We start from the raw sequence: 16659 nt of genomic DNA, 5'->3' as shown, positions 1-16659 counted from the left end.
ACGTTGGATCGACGGACCTTCGTTGCTAGCAGTGCGTGGCTTGCAGCCACTGCGGGTTACACGTGGCCCGCGTTCGCGCGCGTTGGCGCTTCAAGTGGCACGCTCGCGGTGGTTGACATGAACTTCGCGCATGGCCGCGCATTTGCACAGCATGCAGCGCATGTGGGTATGACAACGCTGGAAATCGGCGACGACATCGGCGCGTTGTGGCACAGCGTGCTGGCTTCTCATCTCGCCAGCACACGCGGTTCGCTTATCGGCATTGCGCGCGCATCCGACAGTTTCGTCCTCGCACACCTCGCGAGCCGTACATGCCGAATCTCGCAGCAGACGCTAAAGCAAAACGGCGAGCACACATCGCTCGCCGTCTTCATGATCGTGCCTGCAACAAACTGCGCATAACCTGCGCACGTACCCGTCGTCGCAGACCTCGCAAGTTAAAACTTATACGCCGGATTCTTCGGATCGAACGTCGAGTCGTCGAAGGTCTTCGGCTCGATCGATTCGATGATGATTTTCTCGAAGATCTTGCCGTCGTTATCGTAGGACTCGACGGTGCGGAACCACGGATGCCGCAAATCGAGCCCCAGCGTTTCCTTCTTCGCATAGAACGCAGGGCGACCGGTCGGCGTATCCCACGTGAATGCGACGACACGCACACCGTCGATCGTCTTCACCTCGGTCTGGTTCGGCTTGATGAGACCGGCTTCCGCGTACTTCTTGCCCTCGGTCAGGTACTGGTTGACGATGTATTCGGTGCCGAGATCGCGCACCGTGTGGTTCGATTGCGCACGCGCGAGAGAGCCAGTGATCGATGTCCACAGCGGCATCACGTTCAGCAGGCCGCCAAGGTGGCCATACATTTCATCGGTGCGCTTCGACTCGTCGTAAATAATTTCCTGACCCGAGTGGGCGCCGTCGGGCAACCACTTTGCATAGACGCGCAACGGATCGTGCGCGACCCGCACGAGCATATGGTCCGGCTTGTCGGGCCAGTTGCCGCGAATCCGCTCCGTGCGCGACATCGTGAACTCGTACGACGGATAGCCGTTCGGCCCTGCATGAATATAGGCCGGCACCGTGAGCGGATCGAGCGACTGGAACAGCGACACGAGCTGCGTGTCGTCGAGTTTTTCGAGCGTGCCGCTTTGTGCTGCTTGTTGCAGCCATTGCACCTGTTTCTCGACCGGCAGCTTGCCGACCTGCGCGGCTGGTGTGCTGGGCGCGCTAACAGTCGCGCTTTCGGCGGGTGCCGGGGCACTCGTTTGCGCGCTCACGCCGCCGGCCGCACAGCCGATGGCGATACAGGCGAACAATTGCGTCAGGATACGGGTACGGCGGGGCATCGAAGGCAAAGGGTGCGTCATTACGCGTTCTCCGGAATCGTAGAAAATCAGGCAGCGTTCTGTTTGGCAATTTCCTCGTCGCGCAGTGCGCGTCGCAGGATCTTTCCGACATTGGTTTGCGGCAGCTCGTCGCGGAACTCGACCACTTTCGGCACCTTGTAGCCGGTCAGGTTCTTGCGGCAATGCTGGATGATCTGCTCAGCGGTGAGTGACGGATTGCGCGAGACGACGAAGACCTTGATGCGTTCGCCCTGCGCGACATCGGGCACGCCGATCGCCGCAACTTCGCGCACGTCCGGATGCATCGCGATCACGTCTTCGATCTCGTTCGGATAGACGTTGAAACCCGACACCAGGATCATGTCTTTCTTGCGATCGATCAGACGGATAAAACCGCGCGTGTCCATCACACCGATGTCGCCGGTCGCAAGCCAGCCTGCTTCATCGAGCACCTTGGCGGTTTCATCGGGGCGATTCCAGTAGCCTTTCATCACCTGCGGTCCTAGCACGCACAGTTCACCCGGTTCGCCGATGCCTGCCCAACTGCCATCTTCCTTGCGAAAGCGCACCTGGGTCGATGGCGCAGGCAGGCCCACCGAGCCTTCGAAATCGCGCATGTTTTTCAGGTCGACGGGGTTCATCGAGACGATCGGTGAACACTCGGTCAACCCGTACCCTTCGACGATCGGCTTGCCGGTCACCGCCTTGAAACGGTCGGCAACGGCTTTCTGTGTGGCCATGCCGCCCGCCATCGCGAGTTTGAGATCGGAGAAGTCTCGTTTGCGGAATTCTTCGTTGTCGAGAAATGCGTTGTACAACGTGTTGATCGCGGTAATGCCGGTGAATTTCTCGTGGCGGATGATCATCATCACGCGCTTCGTGTCGCGTGGATTCGCGATCAGGATGTTTCTGCCGCCGAGCCCGAGAAAGATCAGCGCATTCACGGTCAACGAGTAGATGTGATAGAGCGGCAGCGGCGTCAGCACCGTTTCGATTTCGCCGCTCAGTTGGCCCGCGGACCACACCTTCGCCTGCAGCAGGTTCGCGATGATGTTCCGGTGCGTGAGCATGGCGCCTTTCGCGACGCCGGTCGTGCCACCGGTGTATTGCAGGAACGCGATGTCACCGTGAGTCGGGCGCACCGGGGAGAGTGGTCGCGCGTAGCCGATGGCAAGCGCGTCGAGCAGCCTGACCGCCTGCGGTATCCGGTACGCGGGCACCATTTTCTTGACATGCTTCAACACGAAATTCAGCGCACGTCCCTTGAGATTCAATCCATCCGCCAGCAGATCGCCGAGCGCCGTGACGATCACGTTCTGCACGCGTGTGCCTGGCAGCGAATCCTCGACGGTCTTCGCGAAGGTCTCGAACACGATGATGGTTTGCGCGCCACTGTCCTTCAACTGGTGCGAGAGCTCGCGTACCGTGTAGAGCGGGTTCACGTTGACGACGATCGCGCCTGCCTTCAGCGTGCCGAACAGCGCGACCGGATACTGGAAGGTATTCGGCAGCATGATCGCGACACGGTCGCCGGGCTTTACGCCGATGCTCTGCAGGTAGGCCGCGAACGCGTTCGCCTTGCGGCCCAGTTCGCCGTACGTGAGGCTCGCGCCGACGCTGACGAACGCGACGCGCTCGCGAAACTGTTCGATGCACTCGTCGAAGAACTGCGGGATCGATTCGTACTGGTCGACGTCAATATCGTTCGGCACATCGGGTGGGTACGACGCGTACCAGATGCCGTCGGTGTTCGGTGCGGCTTGCGCAGCAGTGCTTCCGCCAGGCTGCGTGGCCGCGGGTGCACTGGGTTGCAATTGCGTGGGCTGGTTCATCGGTTGTCTCCCTCATGTTCCTGCATGGTCTGACTGAGCAGTGCGGCCGTACTCTGCCGGTACGGGTGGCCGCAGCTGCAAACATTAACGCTAACGTTCGAGAATCGCGACGACTCCCTGGCCGCCTGCCGCGCAGATCGAAATCAGACCGCGCGCGGTGCCGGCCGGTTTGTCGAGTTGCGACAGCATTTTCGCAAGGCCGCCGACGATCCGTCCGCCGGTCGCCGCAAACGGGTGACCCGTCGCAAGCGAACCGCCATTCACGTTCAGCTTCGTGCGATCGATCGACCCGAGCGGGCCGGGCAGGCCGAGCGTCGTGCGGCAGTATTCGTCGTCCTGCCACGCTTCGAGCGTGCAGAGCACCTGCGCGGCAAATGCTTCGTGAATCTCGTACAGATCGAAGTCCTGCAGCGTGAGTCCTGCACGCGCGAGCATGCGCGGCACGGCATACGCCGGTGCCATCAGCAGGCCTTCTTTCTTGTCGAAGAAGTCGACGGCTGACGTCTCCGACCAGCTGAAATACGCAAGCACCGGCAGGCCGCGCGCGGCGGCCCATTCTTCGCTGGCGAGCAATACCGCCGACGATCCATCGGTAAGCGGCGTCGAATTGCCCGCGGTCATCGTGCCGGCATCGCGATCGAACGCCGGCTTCAGGCTGGCGAGCTTTTCGAGCGTCAGGTCACTGCGCAGATTGTTGTCGCGTGCGAGACCGCGGTACGGCGTCATCAGGTCGTTCAGGAAACCGCTCGCATACGCCGCGGTCAGCTTGCGATGGCTGTCGTAGGCGAGTACATCCTGCGCCTCGCGCGAGATGTTCCAGCGCTTGGCCATCAGCTCGCAATGCTCGCCCATCGACAGCCCCGTACGCGGCTCGCTATTGCGCGGCAGTTGCGGTTTGAACAGCATGCCGGGGCGCAGTTTCGACAGCGCTCCGATGCGCTGGCCTGTGGTCTTGCCGCGATTCGCTTCGAGCAGGATCTTGCGCATCCGCTCGTTGACGCCGATCGGTGCATCGGAGGTCGTATCGACACCGCCCGCGATAGCCGCGTCGATCTGCCCGAGCGCGATCTTGTTGGCGACCAGGATCGCTGCTTCGAGTCCGGTGCCGCAGGCTTGCTGCACGTCGTAGGCCGGAGTTTCTTTTGCGAGTGTGGTCGACAGGACGGCTTCGCGTGTCAGGTTGAAATCGCGCGAATGCTTGATCACTGCGCCGGCCGCGACTTCGCCGAGCCGTTCGCCGTGCAGGTTGTAGCGGTCGATCAGACCTTGCAGCGTGAACGTCAGCATGTCCTGATTCGATGCGGTCGCGTACGCGGTGTTCGAGCGCGCGAACGGAATCCGGTTGCCGCCAATGATAGCGACGCGCCGCACGGCGGGAAGCGGGTGGGACATGCTGGGCTCCTTGAGGTCGTTCCCGGTTAGCGGATTGTGATGTACGGATGAGCCGTGCACGAAGCGCGACCCATCGCATAGCGTATTGCGACAAACCTGTATTGCCTGCTGCGAGCGGCGTGGTTCATTGCAGCACCCACTCAAAGCGGCCGCGTAGATGCGGCTTCTCGCCGGTCTTGTCGCGTGCTTCGAACTCGCGCTCGACGAGCGAAGGCGCGGCGCTCCACAGCGTGGCTTCGCCGGGCAGCAGCATCGGCAGTTTGAATTCGGCGCTCAGCGACGCTTCGGCGAGCGGTTTGGCCGGTTGCAACGCGGCGGCGGCGCGCGCGAGCGACCACATGCCATGCGCGATCGCACGCGGAAAACCGAAGGCCTTCGCGGACAGCGCGCCGAGATGGATCGGGTTGTAGTCGCCGGATGCGCGCGCATAGTCGCGGCCTAGTTGCGCGTGCAACTGCCAGCGCGCCTGGCGCGCCAATGCCTCGCGCTCGATCTCGATCGGTTCGAGTGCCGCGCCGCGTGCGGGAATGCCGCGCTTCAGATACACACTATCGCCGTCCCACACGGCTTCGCCGCGCCGGTACAGCCGTGAGTGCAGCACGAACGCCTGCCCCTTGTCGTGCTTCAGCAGCGCACCGTATTCGACTTCGACGCGCAGCGTATCGCCGATGGCAAGCGGCCGGCGCAAACGCACGTTGTTCGCGAGATGCACGAGCCCGAGTGCAGGCCACGGGAAAGCCGGATCGGTCAGCATCTGCAGATGCAACGGGAAGGCGAGCAGATGGGGGTAGGTGAGCGGCACGCCATGTTCCGGAATGAAGCCGCAGACGCGCGCATAGCGGTCGATATCGGCGGCATCGAGCGCAACGGCCGGCCGCACGAGTCGCTGCGGCGGCAGTTGCGTTGCGCGACCGCGCTTGAAGACTCCCGGGAGCGCACGCGCATAGCGTTTTGCCGGCGCGGGCAGACGCTCGACGACGATCGTCTTCACGCGTGCCGGGTCGCCGGTCGGTTCGCTCATCGTCAGGCTCCGAGCAGGCTTTGCCCGCACACACGGACGATCTGTCCAGTTACGCCCGCGGAAGCCGGTTGCGCAAGCCACGCGATGGTCTGCGCGACATCGACCGGCAGACCGCCCTGGCTCATCGAGTTCATCCGCCGGCCGGCTTCGCGAATCGTGAGCGGGATTTTCGCGGTCATCTGCGTTTCGATGAAACCCGGCGCGACTGCGTTGATCGTGATGCCCCGTGCGCGCAGTTGCGGCGCCATGCTTTGCACGCGGCCGATCACACCGGCTTTCGACGCCGCATAGTTGGTTTGCCCGAGATTGCCGGCAATACCGCTGATCGACGACACGCAGACGATGCGCCCGCCGTCGCGCAAGGTGCCGGCCGCGAGCAGCGCGTCGTCGATGCGTTCCTGTGCGCTCAGATTGATGTCGATCACGTTATGCCACCCGATCTCGCTCATCTTCGCAATGGTCTTGTCTTTCGTGATGCCGGCGTTGTGGACGAAGATGTCGACGCCGGTTTCGTCGAGCGCGGCGGCGATCTGCGCGGGCGCATCGTCGGCGGCGATATCGAACGATAGCGCGGTGCCCGCAAGCGGTCGCATGGTGTCGACGAGCGCATCGTGTGCCGACGGAATGTCGATGCCGATCACCTGCGCGCCTTGCGCGGCGAGCACACTCGCGATCGCCGCACCGATGCCGCGCGCGGCGCCGGTGACGACGGCATGCCGTCCTGCTAGCGGCTGCGCCCAGTCGATTGCATCATCTGCTGCACCGCTGCCTGCATCGATCCGCACCACCTGACCGGACACATAAGCAGAACGCGCCGACAGAAAGAAACGCAACGTGCCTTCCAGCTGATGTTCGGCGTGCGGCGCGACATAGATCAGGTTCGACGTGATGCCGCGCCGCGCTTCCTTGCCGAGCGAACGCACGAGCCCTTCGAGCGCACGCTGCGCGGTCCACTGACGCGGCGTATCGCAGGTCTCGGGCGTGCGTCCGAGCACGACGATCCGGCCGCATTTGCCGAGCGAGCGCAATGTGTCGTGAAAGAAGGCGTAAAGCGCATCGAGCTTTGCGCTGTCTTCGATGCCGCTTGCATCGAACACGAGCGCCGCGACGCGCGCATGCGCGCCGGGTTCGGTCGGTTCGAAGCGGCCCGTCATCAGGCCGTGGCGATTGGCGAGCGCGATCCACAGGCCCGCGCTCTCATGCGCGACGCTCGTCAGGCCGGTGCTCTTCACCACGTCGGCGAGGGCATCGAGCAGTTGCGGCGCACGGCCCGCGCCGATCGCAATCAACCCGTCGAACTCGGGAGCGTCCGCGCGGTAGCGCCGCAACACCTCGGGTTTCGGTAGCCCGAACGAACGCGCGACGCGTCCGCCGAGCGGCGAGTTGACGAACTTCAGGTAAGAATCATTCATCGTCCGCAGCTCCGCTGGCGAGGCTCAATGACGTCAGTGTGCACGGTGCGTGAGTCAGGCGGCAAGTTGCATCGCCTTGTCGAGCGCTTCCTTGCGGCGTTGGAGATCGCCGAGCAGGCCGAAATCCTGATCGAAATCGTCGACCTTCACGACTTCAGCACCGTAGCGCGCATAGTCGTTGAGCACCTTGCGCTCGTCGGCATCGATCAGGCCACGCTGCAAGACGGTTTCGGTCCAGTCGCCGAGATCGGGGAGACTTTGCGGCATCGGTGGGATCAGGCCGCGCTTGACCGCATCGCGCAGCTTCTGGTCGATCTCCGTCACGCGCGGGTTCAACGCGAAAATCAATTCGCCGTAGCCGAGCGGATCGACGTCCACATGCGGCACGTAAGAGTCGGAGACAAGCCGCTCGCGTGCGGCGCTGGGCGTCTGCATCAATTCGGCGATCGCGGTGCCGAGACTGTCGGACGGCGCACGATGCCGCATGCCGAACGGGAACGCACACACACGCACGAAGGCCGCGGCGGCGCGATTCGGATAATTCGCGAGCACGCCGTCGAGTGCCTGTTGCGCCTGGTACAGCGAGTCTTCGACGCCCCAGCGCACGAGCGGCAGGTCTGCTTCCTGACGACCTTCATCTTCGAAGCGCTTGAGCGTCGCGGAGATCAGATAGAGCTGCGACAGCACATCGCCAAGCCGTCCCGAGATCCGTTCGCGGCGCTTCAGATCGCCGCCGAGCACGAACATCGACACATCGGCGAGCAACGCGAATGCCGTCGATATCCGGCTTGCCGCGCGATAGTAGTGGGTGAGCGGCGCATACGCCTGCTGCGGTTTCGCGATCAACGCACCGCCTGTCACACCGTCGACGAAACTGCGCACGACGTTCGACAGCGTGAAGTTCACATGCCCGAAAAACGCTTCGTCGAAATCGACGAGGGCTTTCGCGTGATCGGTCTCGCGCGTCGCGGTCATCTCTTTCAGCACGTACGGATGGCAGCGAATCGCCCCCTGACCGAAGATGATCAGGCAGCGCGTCAGGATGTTCGCACCTTCCACGGTGATCGCGATCGGCACCTGCTGGTAGGCGCGCGCGAGAAAGTTTGAAGGGCCCATGCAGATGCCCTTGCCGGCGGCGACATCCATGCCGTCGTTGACGACTTTGCGGGCGCGTTCGGTGATGTGGTACTTGGCGATCGCCGAGATGACCGAGGGCTTCTCGCCGAGATCGACGGCGTGCGCAGAGAGGCGCCGCGCGGCATCCATCACGTACAGGTTGCCGCCCATGCGACCGAGCGCTTCCTGCACGCCCTCGAACTTGCCGATAGCGGTGCGGAACTGACGTCGCACGGCCGCATATGCACCGGTGCCGCGCACGGCGATCTTCGCCATACCCACGTTCGATGACGGCAGCGAAATCGCACGGCCCGCGGCGAGACATTCCATCAACATGCGCCAGCCGTTGCCGACCTGCGCGCGTCCACCGATCACCCAGTCGAGCGGAATAAACACGTCCTTGCCGGAGTTCGGACCGTTCTGGAACACCGCGTTCAGCGGCCAGTGGCGCCGGCCGATATTCACGCCAGGGTGTCGCGTCGGAATCAGCGCGCAGGTAATGCCCGGTTCATCGACGGAACCGAGCAGATGGTCCGGATCGTGCACGCGGAAGGCGAGGCCCAGCACCGTCGCGATCGGACCGAGCGTGATGTAGCGCTTATCCCAGGTCACACGAAAACCGAGCGTCTCGCGGCCTTCAAAGGTGCCTTTGCACACGATGCCGAGATCGGGAATCGCTGCGGCGTCGGAGCCCGCATACGGATTGGTCAGCGCGAAGCAGGGGATCTCATCACCGCGTGCGAGACGCGGCAGATAGTAGTTTTTCTGTTCGTCGGTGCCGTAGTGCATCAGCAGTTCGGCCGGGCCGAGCGAGTTCGGCACCATCACTGAGACGGCCGCTGCCGAGCAGCGCGTAGCAAGCTTCATGATCACCTGCGAATGCGCATACGCGGAAAACTGCTTACCGCCGTACTGCTTCGGAATGATCATCCCGAGGAAGCCCTTGTCCTTGACGTACTGCCACGCCTGCGGCGACAGGTCCTGCCAGACGGCGGTGGTTTCCCAGTCGTTCGCGAGATCGCACAGCTGCTGGCATTCGTTGTCGAGGAACGACTGTTCTTCGGCGGATAGTTTTGCCGGGCCGTGTGCGAGCAATGTGTCCCAGTGCGGCCGGCCGGAGAAGAGCGCAGCGTCCCACCAGACCGTGCCGGCTTCGATCGCGTCGCGCTCGGTGGGCGACATCTCGGGAAGAATCTTGCGGAAGATGTTGAGTACGCGCTTCGACAGCAACGCGCGCCGCAACGGTTTGATCGCGAGGACGAGCGCGGGCAGGACGAAGACGATCGTGAGCAGTGTCGTGAGGAAGCCGCCGGCGGCGCCGGTCAGATGCGCGGCCGCGACCCAGACGATCATGAACGTCAGCCACCACGACGCGCGGGCCCGAAGATAGACGAGCGCCGCACCGGCGACTACGAGCGCAACGATAAACCACGACATGTCGACTCCTCCTTTCTATTTCTACGGACGTGCATATCCCACACGTCGCCATCCAGCGGATGGCTCGCGGGTTGTTGTTCGTTGACGGGTGCATCGCACCCGTCGGGCATGTTGGACCGGACCGCCGGCACGCGGTCCGTGCGGTAGACGAGCCCGCGCTCAGGCCGCGCCGTGCGCAACCTGCGGCGTGGACAGATTTTCCGCGGCTTCGCTGCGGCGTTCTGCAACAACGGGCACCTGGTTCACGGCCGCCGCGGGCTGGACCGGACATGCGGCGCTCGCAGGCCCGTCCGGCATGCCGACCTCGGATGCATCGCCAAGCACGGCCGCAAAGACCGCCAGTTGCGTCGAGTCGGGCAGCGGCGCTTTCAGCGCAGCCACCATCAACGACGCAAGCCGTGCGATCAGTTGCAGATCGTTCATGTCCTTGCCCTGCGAGAACTCGGAGATCAGGCTGTCGGTATCGGTGCCGGCCAGCACACCCGATAACGCGCCGATGGCGAAATGCAGACGCCAGCCGAGTTCTTCGCGCGGCAGATGCGGCAGCGCGCGCTGGAACGCCTCGAAGAAGCGCTCCGCCACCGACGCATAATGCGCGCCGAGAAAATCGCGGATGAACGATGACGGGTCGGTGTACGCGCGGCCAAGCAGCCGCAAAAACGCCTTGCCGCCTACGCGCGGTTCGCGTGACAGACGCAGTGCCGGAATGAACATCGCGCCGAGCACGTGCTCGCAGGTGAGACGACTACCGAGCAACGCATCGAAACGCTCGAGCAGCTTTAAACGCTCTTCGTTCAGACGATCGAGGCGGCGCGACAGCATCGCGTGGATCAGTGCTTCCTTGTTGCCGAAGTGATAGTTGACCGCGGCCAGATTGACCTCGGCGCGCGAGGTGATCTGCCGCAGCGACATTGCTTCGTAGCCGCACTCGACAAAGAGCGCTTCAGCCGCGTCGAGGATGCGTGACTTCGTATCGCCGGCAGGCCGGCTCAGTGTGCGAACTACCATGTTGCGTCTCCCAATGCCGGTCGCCCGGCCGCAAACGAGCGATTCAAATACGTATTTGAAACAGCTGTTTTTTCAGGATAAGAAGGATAGGGTCGAGCGGGCAAGCATTGTGTGTGGATAGACTCCTCTAAAAGTGCAGCCGCTGCCGTGATGCGCCCTTGCGGCCGCAGACAAAAAAGGCCGTTCCGACAGGAATCGGAACGGCCTCGTATTGCATTGCTGGTAGCCATCGCCGGCAGGTCATGCCTGCCGTCATATTCGTGCCCGGCACGCCGTTAGACGGCTTGCCGGGTCATACCGCGGGTCGCGATCAACTGACGGTCGCGACCTGTTCCGCTGATTGTGTCATATCTATGCCGCGTCGTTCACGACTGAACAAAATCAGCACGGCGATCGCGACCGCCACGATGCCGATCACGGTGGCCATGACCACCGCATAGTTGTTGCCGTGCGTTTCGGCGAACCCTGCCTGCAGCGGCCCGTTGACCGATGCAATCAGGTTGCCGAGCTGGTAGACGAGGCCCGGGAACGTCGCGCGAATTTCGTCCGGCGAGATTTCGTTCAGGTGCACCGGGATCACGCCCCACGCGCCCTGCACGGAGATCTGCATCAGGAACGCGCCGGCCGCAAGCAGGAACGGCGTGGTCGAAAACGCCCACAGCGGCAACACCGGCAACGCGATCAACGCCGCGATGAAGATCGCGCGTTTGCGGCCGATCTTTTCCGACAGCGAACCGAAGAACAGACCGCCCACCATCGCACCGATGTTCAGCGTGATCGTGATCCACGACACCGTGTGCGCATCGAATTGATGCTGGATGCGCAGGAAGGTCGGGTACAGATCCTGTGAGCCGTGCGAGAAGAAGTTGAACGCGGTCATCAGGACGATCGCATACAGCGACAGCGTCACATTCTTCTTCAATGTCGCGACGAGGCCCGGATGCTCTTTTTTCTCGAGCGTCTTGAAGGCCGGCGATTCCGGCACGTGGGCTCGCACGTACAGCACCAGCAGCGCAGGCAGAACGCCGACGAAGAACATGCCGCGCCAGCCGATGTATTGATAGAACACACCGAACACGACGGATGCGAGCAGATAGCCGCTCGGATAACCGGCCTGCAGCAGACCCGATACGAAGCCCCGCGCTTTGGTCGGCACGGTTTCCATCGTTAGTGCGCCGCCGACGCCCCATTCGCCGCCCATCGCGATACCGAACAGCGCGCGCAGGATGAGCAGGGTGGTCAGATTCGGCGAGAAGCCGGACAGCAATTCAAGTAACGAGAAGCAGGCGATGTTGACCATCAAGGTCGGGCGGCGACCATATTTGTCGGCGAGCCAGCCGAAGATCAAGGCGCCGACCGGACGCATCATCAGGGTCAACATGATCCCGAAAGCGACGGACTTGATATCCGTGCCGAATTCCCCCGCGATATCTTTCAGAACGAAAACCATCAGAAAGAAATCGAATGCGTCTAATGTCCAGCCCAGATAGGCGGCAATAGTGACGTTTCTCTGTTCCCGAGTCCAGCTCATTGGTTGTTCTCCTGTCTCCGATAGCCGTGCAATAAATGCCGGACCGCGCCGTGCGATACCGGTATGACCCCGTGCTCCGCCGGTTTGAAGCGAGTGTACGCCGACCGTTAAGCGACTGCATGGATGAAAGCGGTTATCGGTGGTAATCCCTGGTTGAGACCTCTTTGATTCCGGTTTGAATGTTTGCTAAATGAAAGATTTTTATTGTCTGAAATTAATTTTGTATGATTTTTGTAATGTATTTTTGGCAATGATTGGGAGGCTCATCGCTTTAGAAAAACTTAACGATGGCGCAGCGTTACGCCCCTGTTCGTCGTGTTTTTGAGTTCCTAAGCTGGGTCACGGTCGACAACCGGCCGCAGATAAATCACCCCACGTGGAGCGCTCATGAGAAACGCGATTGCTGGTCTGGCATTGCTGTTGGCCGCATTCTGCGCCGACGCTAACGCGAGCGATATGACACGGCTCCGGTTCGGCGTCGATCCGACCTACGCGCCGTTTGAATCGAAAGCCCCTTCCGGGCAACTGGTCGGTTTCGAAATCGACCTCGGCAATGAAATCTGTCGGCGTCTGAACGTGAAGTGCGTCTGGGTCGAGACCGCGTTCGACGGCATTATTCCGGCGCTGCAGGGCAGGAAATTCGAGGCGATTCTGTCGGCGATGTCCGTTACGCCGCAGCGCGAGACTCAGGTCGCGTTCACGACACCGCTCTTCAACACGCCGAGCCGGCTGATCGGTTTGCGTGGACGCGATATCAAACCGACCGTCGATTCATTGCGCGGCAAGCGAATCGGCGTGGCCCAGGGCTCCACGCAGGAGGCGTACGCGAAAGCGTATTGGGCGCCGGCGGGTATCGACATCGTGTCGTACGCGAATCAGGAGCAGGTGTATGCGGACCTGCGGCCGGGCCGCATCGACGCGACGCTCACCGACATGATCGCCGGTAGCCAGGGGTTTCTAAAGACCCCTCAAGGCGCCGACTATGCGTTCCTCGGCGCGCCGGTCAACGACGAGAAAACACTCGGCAAAGGCGGTGCGATCGGTTTGCGTAAAGACGATGTCGCGTTGCGCGAAAAAATCGATGGAGTCATTGAGGCGATGCGCAAGGACGGAACCTATCGGAAGATCGAGCAGCGTTACTTCGACTTCGATATTTCGGGTCCCTGAGCGGAGCCATGAGCCGAGCCGCTATTGCAGCATTGCGTCGTTGATCTGCTGTTGTTCTCGCGCACGCGTCAGTAGCCAGCGATGAAAACTGCGGCATTGCGGCTGATCGAAGGCGCTTTTCTTCCACGTGAGGAAGTAAGGCCACGGCAACGGAAGCCCGAGTTTGAACGGTACGACGAGGCGGCCGGCGGCAACGTCGTCGCAAATCATCGAAGACTGCGCGAGTGCGAAACCATGACCGTCGATGGCAGCCTGGATCGCGACGCTCGACAGCGAGTAGACATGTCGAGGGTTAGGAAGCGTGCTGCAGTCGACACCGTTAGCCTCGAACCAGTCGCGCCACGAAGGTGGCGAGGTGAATTTCGGCAACCAGTCCACGGCGATCAAGGGATGCGGCAAGAGGTCCGCGGGCGCGGTGAGCAGTGTCTTGTCGCTGAGCCATGCGGGACTGCACACCGGTACGACAGTGTCGCGAAAGAGTTCGATGGCGTTTTCGGCTTCCGCTATGCGGTCGCCATAGCTCACACGAAAATCGATCTCATAGCCTTCGGGCGAAGGCTCCGTATGCGTGCCGTCGAGATAGACGCTCAATTCCGGATGCTGCGTTTGCCACGCCATGACACGAGGCGCAAGCCACTTTGACAGCAGCGAAGGTAATGCGCTGACGCTGAGATTGCGGGCGTTTTTTGCGCGTTCTATCTCTGCGTGAGCCACGCGCAGGCTCTCGAATGCGGCCGCACAGCTCTCGTGATAGCGACGTCCAATCGTGGTTAGCCGCAAGCGCTTGCCGTCCTTCTGCATCAGGCTCATACCAAGCGTGTCTTCGAGCAGTTTGATCTGCTGGCTGACGGCGCCGGCCGAAATGCCGAGACGTTTTGCGGCTTCGGCGACACCGCCGCAGCGGCCCACGGCTTCAAAAACCTGCAACGCGCGCAGAGGGGGCAGCGTGCTCATGGCGATTCCTTCGTTGAGGAAGAGGGGCATGGTGAAGCGTGGTGAAGCATTGTGAGTTTAGAAATTCTAAAAGAACCGCCAGTTCCAGACACCTGTTCTTTAATGTTTTGGCCTTTTACTCTTAAGACATGCTGCGAACGCAGAACCGCTAAAGCGCAGACAGGACGAACCCACCGGAGTCAGCGGAGATGTTCTTAAAGAACGCATGGTACGTAGCAGCACGCGATCAGGAAGTGACGCACAGTCTGTTGCCGGTCACGATTCTCGATGAGCCGATCGTGCTTTACCGCAAGACGGATGGCACGCCGGTCGCACTCGAAAACGCGTGCCCTCATCGGATGCTGCCGCTATCGATGGGACGTCTGATCGGCGACGAACTCGAATGCGGTTATCACGGCCTCACATTCGATTGCTCCGGCGCATGTGTGAAAGCCCCTGGCGCACAACGCATTCCCGCGTCGGCACAGGTGCGCAGTTATCCGCTGGCCGAACGCTACGGTCTGGTGTGGATCTGGATGGGCGAGGCGCAGGCAGCCGACCCGAATGAAATCGTGCAGATCGACGAGTGGGACGATCCGGCGTGGGGCATCAATCACGGCGATGCGATGACGGTGGATTGCCATTACCTGTATGTCACCGACAATCTGCTCGATCCGTCGCATGTGGCGTGGGTGCATCGTTCGTCATTCGGCAACGCTGCGTGCGAAGCGGAGACTTTGAAGACCGTCGTGGCTAACAACGGCGTAACGGTTTCACGCTGGATGCGCGATGTAGAAGTCGCGCCGTTCTATGCCAAGTTCGTCAAGTTCGCTGGGCACTGCGATCGCAAGCAGCATTACGAAGTGCGCTTTCCGTCGCACGCCGTCATCAAGGCGATTTTCACGCCGGCCGGCACCGGCGGAGACGATGCGCCGCAGCACCCGCAGGTGTTCCTGATGAATTCGTATAACTTCATGACACCGGTGAACGAATCGCAGACGCGCTACTTCTGGTTCCAGACGCGCAACTTCGATCCGCACGACGAGAACGTTTCCCGTCAGTTCGATGAAGACGTGCGCCATGCGTTCGAGGAAGATCGTGCCGTACTGCAAGCCGTGCATCAAGGTATGGCACGGCGACGCAAACCGAACATCGATCTCGCGATCGACTCCGGACCACTACGCTTCCGGCGTGCACTCGGCCAGATGATCGAGCGCGAACGGGCCGCAGAACCGGCGGCCGTGCCGGTGTATGTGGTCGGCCGGCAGCAAGCGGGAGGTTGAGGTGGCGCTGCCGGATGTGAACGCGTCGACGAGCGCCGGTCGCGGCTTTGAACGCTTTCGCGTGGTTCGGCGGACTCAGGAGAGCGAGTCCATCGTGTCGTTCGAACTGGTTCCTGTCGATGCCGGGCGCTCACTCGCGTTTATCGCAGGTCAGTTTGTCGCGCTACGTCTGACGATGCCGGAGGGCGAGACACTGCTGCGCCACTACAGCTTGTCCGGCGACCCCGCCGACACCACGCATTGGCGCATCTCCGTCAAACTCGAAAGCACACCGCCGGGACGAGCATCGAGCTGGCTTCATCAAAACATCGATGTGGGCGACGAGCTTGAACTGGCTGGACCAGCCGGGGCTTTCATCTGCGATGAAGACAGCGAGCGGCCGGTGATTCTGTTGAGCGGTGGTGTGGGCGTGACGCCGTTGGTCAGCATGCTGCATCGTCTGGCGCGCAGCGCTACGCGACGTGTGTATTTCGTGCACGCGTGCGAAAACAGCGCCGTGCATGCGTTTGCTGACGAAGTCGATGCACTGGCTGCCGTAAGGCCCGGTATCGCTGTCCATGTCTGCTACCGCAATCCGTTTGGCGGCGACGAGGCATGGGGCGCATGCGACAGCAAGGGACTGTTGACGAAGGCGACCTTGCAGGCGCTGCTCCCGCTCGACGATTACACCGTCTATCTGTGCGGGCCACCGGGCTTTATGCAGGCGAACTGGCGACTGCTGTGCGAACTGGGCATTGCGCGCGAACGCATTCACTACGAGTTCTTCGGGCCAGCGACGGTACTGGAAGATGAGGTAAGCGGCGCACGCAGCATGCCAGCAAAAGAATCGGTCGCCCCACCTGTGTCTGACGCAGTTCCGGACACCGGCACGGTTACCGTCCGATTCGAGCCACACGGAGATCCGATCCCCTGGGACCCGTCGTTTCATTCGCTGCTCGAGATGGCCGAGCATGCGGGGTACGCACCGGCCTTCAATTGTCGGGCGGGTCTTTGCAATGCCTGCACGACTCCGCTATTGTCGGGCCGCGTCCACTATGTCGAAGACCCGCTTGCGCCACCCGCCGACGGCGAGTTGCTGCTGTGTTGCACACGGCCGGTCACGCCGGTCACACTGGCGGTGAAATCATCGCCAGCATGATTCACCGAACCCGTGCCGCAGAGGCACTGCGACCATCACGATG

At 62.0% G+C, this 16659-nt stretch carries 13 protein-coding genes; 4 read left to right on the top strand and 9 right to left on the bottom strand.

The window, feature by feature from the left end:
- Positions 1–3: 3 nt before the first annotated feature.
- Positions 4–402, top strand: a complete 399-nt coding sequence (locus BWP39_RS08765; RefSeq protein WP_096718973.1) for a hypothetical protein — start codon at positions 4–6, stop codon at positions 400–402.
- Between the two features lie 35 nt (positions 403–437).
- Here BWP39_RS08765 and BWP39_RS08760 read toward each other — a convergent pair whose 3' ends face one another.
- From BWP39_RS08760 to BWP39_RS08725, 8 genes are all read right to left on the bottom strand, one after another.
- Positions 438–1367, bottom strand: coding sequence for a DUF1571 domain-containing protein (locus BWP39_RS08760; protein WP_096718971.1), 930 nt, complete (start codon positions 1365–1367; stop codon positions 438–440).
- 26 nt (positions 1368–1393) lie between these two features.
- Positions 1394–3178: an AMP-binding protein gene (locus BWP39_RS08755; protein WP_096718969.1), complete on the bottom strand. Its 1785-nt coding sequence runs from the start codon at positions 3176–3178 to the stop codon at positions 1394–1396.
- Positions 3179–3268: 90 nt separating this feature from the next.
- Positions 3269–4570 (bottom strand): acetyl-CoA C-acetyltransferase, encoded by a 1302-nt coding sequence (locus tag BWP39_RS08750; RefSeq protein ID WP_096718967.1) that lies wholly within the window; start codon positions 4568–4570, stop codon positions 3269–3271.
- Between the two features lie 124 nt (positions 4571–4694).
- Positions 4695–5591, bottom strand: a complete 897-nt coding sequence (locus tag BWP39_RS08745) for a MaoC/PaaZ C-terminal domain-containing protein (RefSeq protein WP_096718965.1) — start codon at positions 5589–5591, stop codon at positions 4695–4697.
- 2 nt (positions 5592–5593) lie between these two features.
- Complete coding sequence (locus BWP39_RS08740) at positions 5594–7003, bottom strand: 3-oxoacyl-ACP reductase (protein WP_096718963.1); 1410 nt, start codon at positions 7001–7003, stop codon at positions 5594–5596.
- A gap of 54 nt (positions 7004–7057) precedes the next feature.
- Positions 7058–9556 carry an acyl-CoA dehydrogenase gene (locus BWP39_RS08735; protein ID WP_096718961.1) on the bottom strand — a complete coding sequence of 833 codons (2499 nt, stop codon included), beginning with the start codon at positions 9554–9556 and terminating at the stop codon, positions 7058–7060.
- A gap of 159 nt (positions 9557–9715) precedes the next feature.
- A complete protein-coding gene (locus BWP39_RS08730) occupies positions 9716–10564 on the bottom strand; it encodes a TetR/AcrR family transcriptional regulator (RefSeq protein WP_207556690.1) in 849 nt (282 codons plus the stop codon).
- Between the two features lie 310 nt (positions 10565–10874).
- A complete protein-coding gene (locus BWP39_RS08725; protein WP_096718959.1) occupies positions 10875–12095 on the bottom strand; it encodes an MFS transporter in 1221 nt (406 codons plus the stop codon).
- Positions 12096–12482: 387 nt separating this feature from the next.
- Between BWP39_RS08725 and BWP39_RS08720 the strand changes: the two genes are divergently transcribed.
- Complete coding sequence (locus BWP39_RS08720) at positions 12483–13262, top strand: ABC transporter substrate-binding protein (RefSeq protein ID WP_096718957.1); 780 nt, start codon at positions 12483–12485, stop codon at positions 13260–13262.
- Between the two features lie 21 nt (positions 13263–13283).
- Here BWP39_RS08720 and BWP39_RS08715 read toward each other — a convergent pair whose 3' ends face one another.
- The gene (locus BWP39_RS08715; protein WP_096718955.1) at positions 13284–14216 is read right to left on the bottom strand and encodes a LysR substrate-binding domain-containing protein; all 933 of its coding nucleotides are present in this window, start codon (positions 14214–14216) and stop codon (positions 13284–13286) included.
- A gap of 188 nt (positions 14217–14404) precedes the next feature.
- On the opposite strand from BWP39_RS08715, the gene BWP39_RS08710 reads away from it, so the two are divergent.
- Both BWP39_RS08710 and BWP39_RS08705 read left to right on the top strand, forming a co-directional pair.
- Complete coding sequence (locus BWP39_RS08710) at positions 14405–15478, top strand: aromatic ring-hydroxylating dioxygenase subunit alpha (RefSeq protein WP_096718954.1); 1074 nt, start codon at positions 14405–14407, stop codon at positions 15476–15478.
- Position 15479: 1 nt separating this feature from the next.
- Positions 15480–16616, top strand: coding sequence for an FAD-binding oxidoreductase (locus BWP39_RS08705; protein ID WP_235851399.1), 1137 nt, complete (start codon positions 15480–15482; stop codon positions 16614–16616).
- Positions 16617–16659: the final 43 nt, after the last annotated feature.

This window comes from Paraburkholderia acidicola (genome assembly GCF_002362315.1).
Classification (GTDB): domain Bacteria; phylum Pseudomonadota; class Gammaproteobacteria; order Burkholderiales; family Burkholderiaceae; genus Paraburkholderia; species Paraburkholderia acidicola.
This window is presented reverse-complemented; position numbering and strand designations above follow the sequence as displayed.

Coding starts and splice junctions, on each gene's coding strand:
- BWP39_RS08760 (WP_096718971.1), bottom strand. CDS start 1,367: ATGACGCACCCTTTGCCTTCGATGCCCCGCCGTACCCGTATCCTGACG.
- BWP39_RS08755 (WP_096718969.1), bottom strand. CDS start 3,178: ATGAACCAGCCCACGCAATTGCAACCCAGTGCACCCGCGGCCACGCAG.
- BWP39_RS08750 (WP_096718967.1), bottom strand. CDS start 4,570: ATGTCCCACCCGCTTCCCGCCGTGCGGCGCGTCGCTATCATTGGCGGC.
- BWP39_RS08745 (WP_096718965.1), bottom strand. CDS start 5,591: ATGAGCGAACCGACCGGCGACCCGGCACGCGTGAAGACGATCGTCGTC.
- BWP39_RS08740 (WP_096718963.1), bottom strand. CDS start 7,003: ATGAATGATTCTTACCTGAAGTTCGTCAACTCGCCGCTCGGCGGACGC.
- BWP39_RS08735 (WP_096718961.1), bottom strand. CDS start 9,556: ATGTCGTGGTTTATCGTTGCGCTCGTAGTCGCCGGTGCGGCGCTCGTC.
- BWP39_RS08730 (WP_207556690.1), bottom strand. CDS start 10,564: ATGGTAGTTCGCACACTGAGCCGGCCTGCCGGCGATACGAAGTCACGC.
- BWP39_RS08725 (WP_096718959.1), bottom strand. CDS start 12,095: ATGAGCTGGACTCGGGAACAGAGAAACGTCACTATTGCCGCCTATCTG.
- BWP39_RS08720 (WP_096718957.1), top strand. CDS start 12,483: ATGAGAAACGCGATTGCTGGTCTGGCATTGCTGTTGGCCGCATTCTGC.
- BWP39_RS08715 (WP_096718955.1), bottom strand. CDS start 14,216: ATGAGCACGCTGCCCCCTCTGCGCGCGTTGCAGGTTTTTGAAGCCGTG.
- BWP39_RS08710 (WP_096718954.1), top strand. CDS start 14,405: ATGTTCTTAAAGAACGCATGGTACGTAGCAGCACGCGATCAGGAAGTG.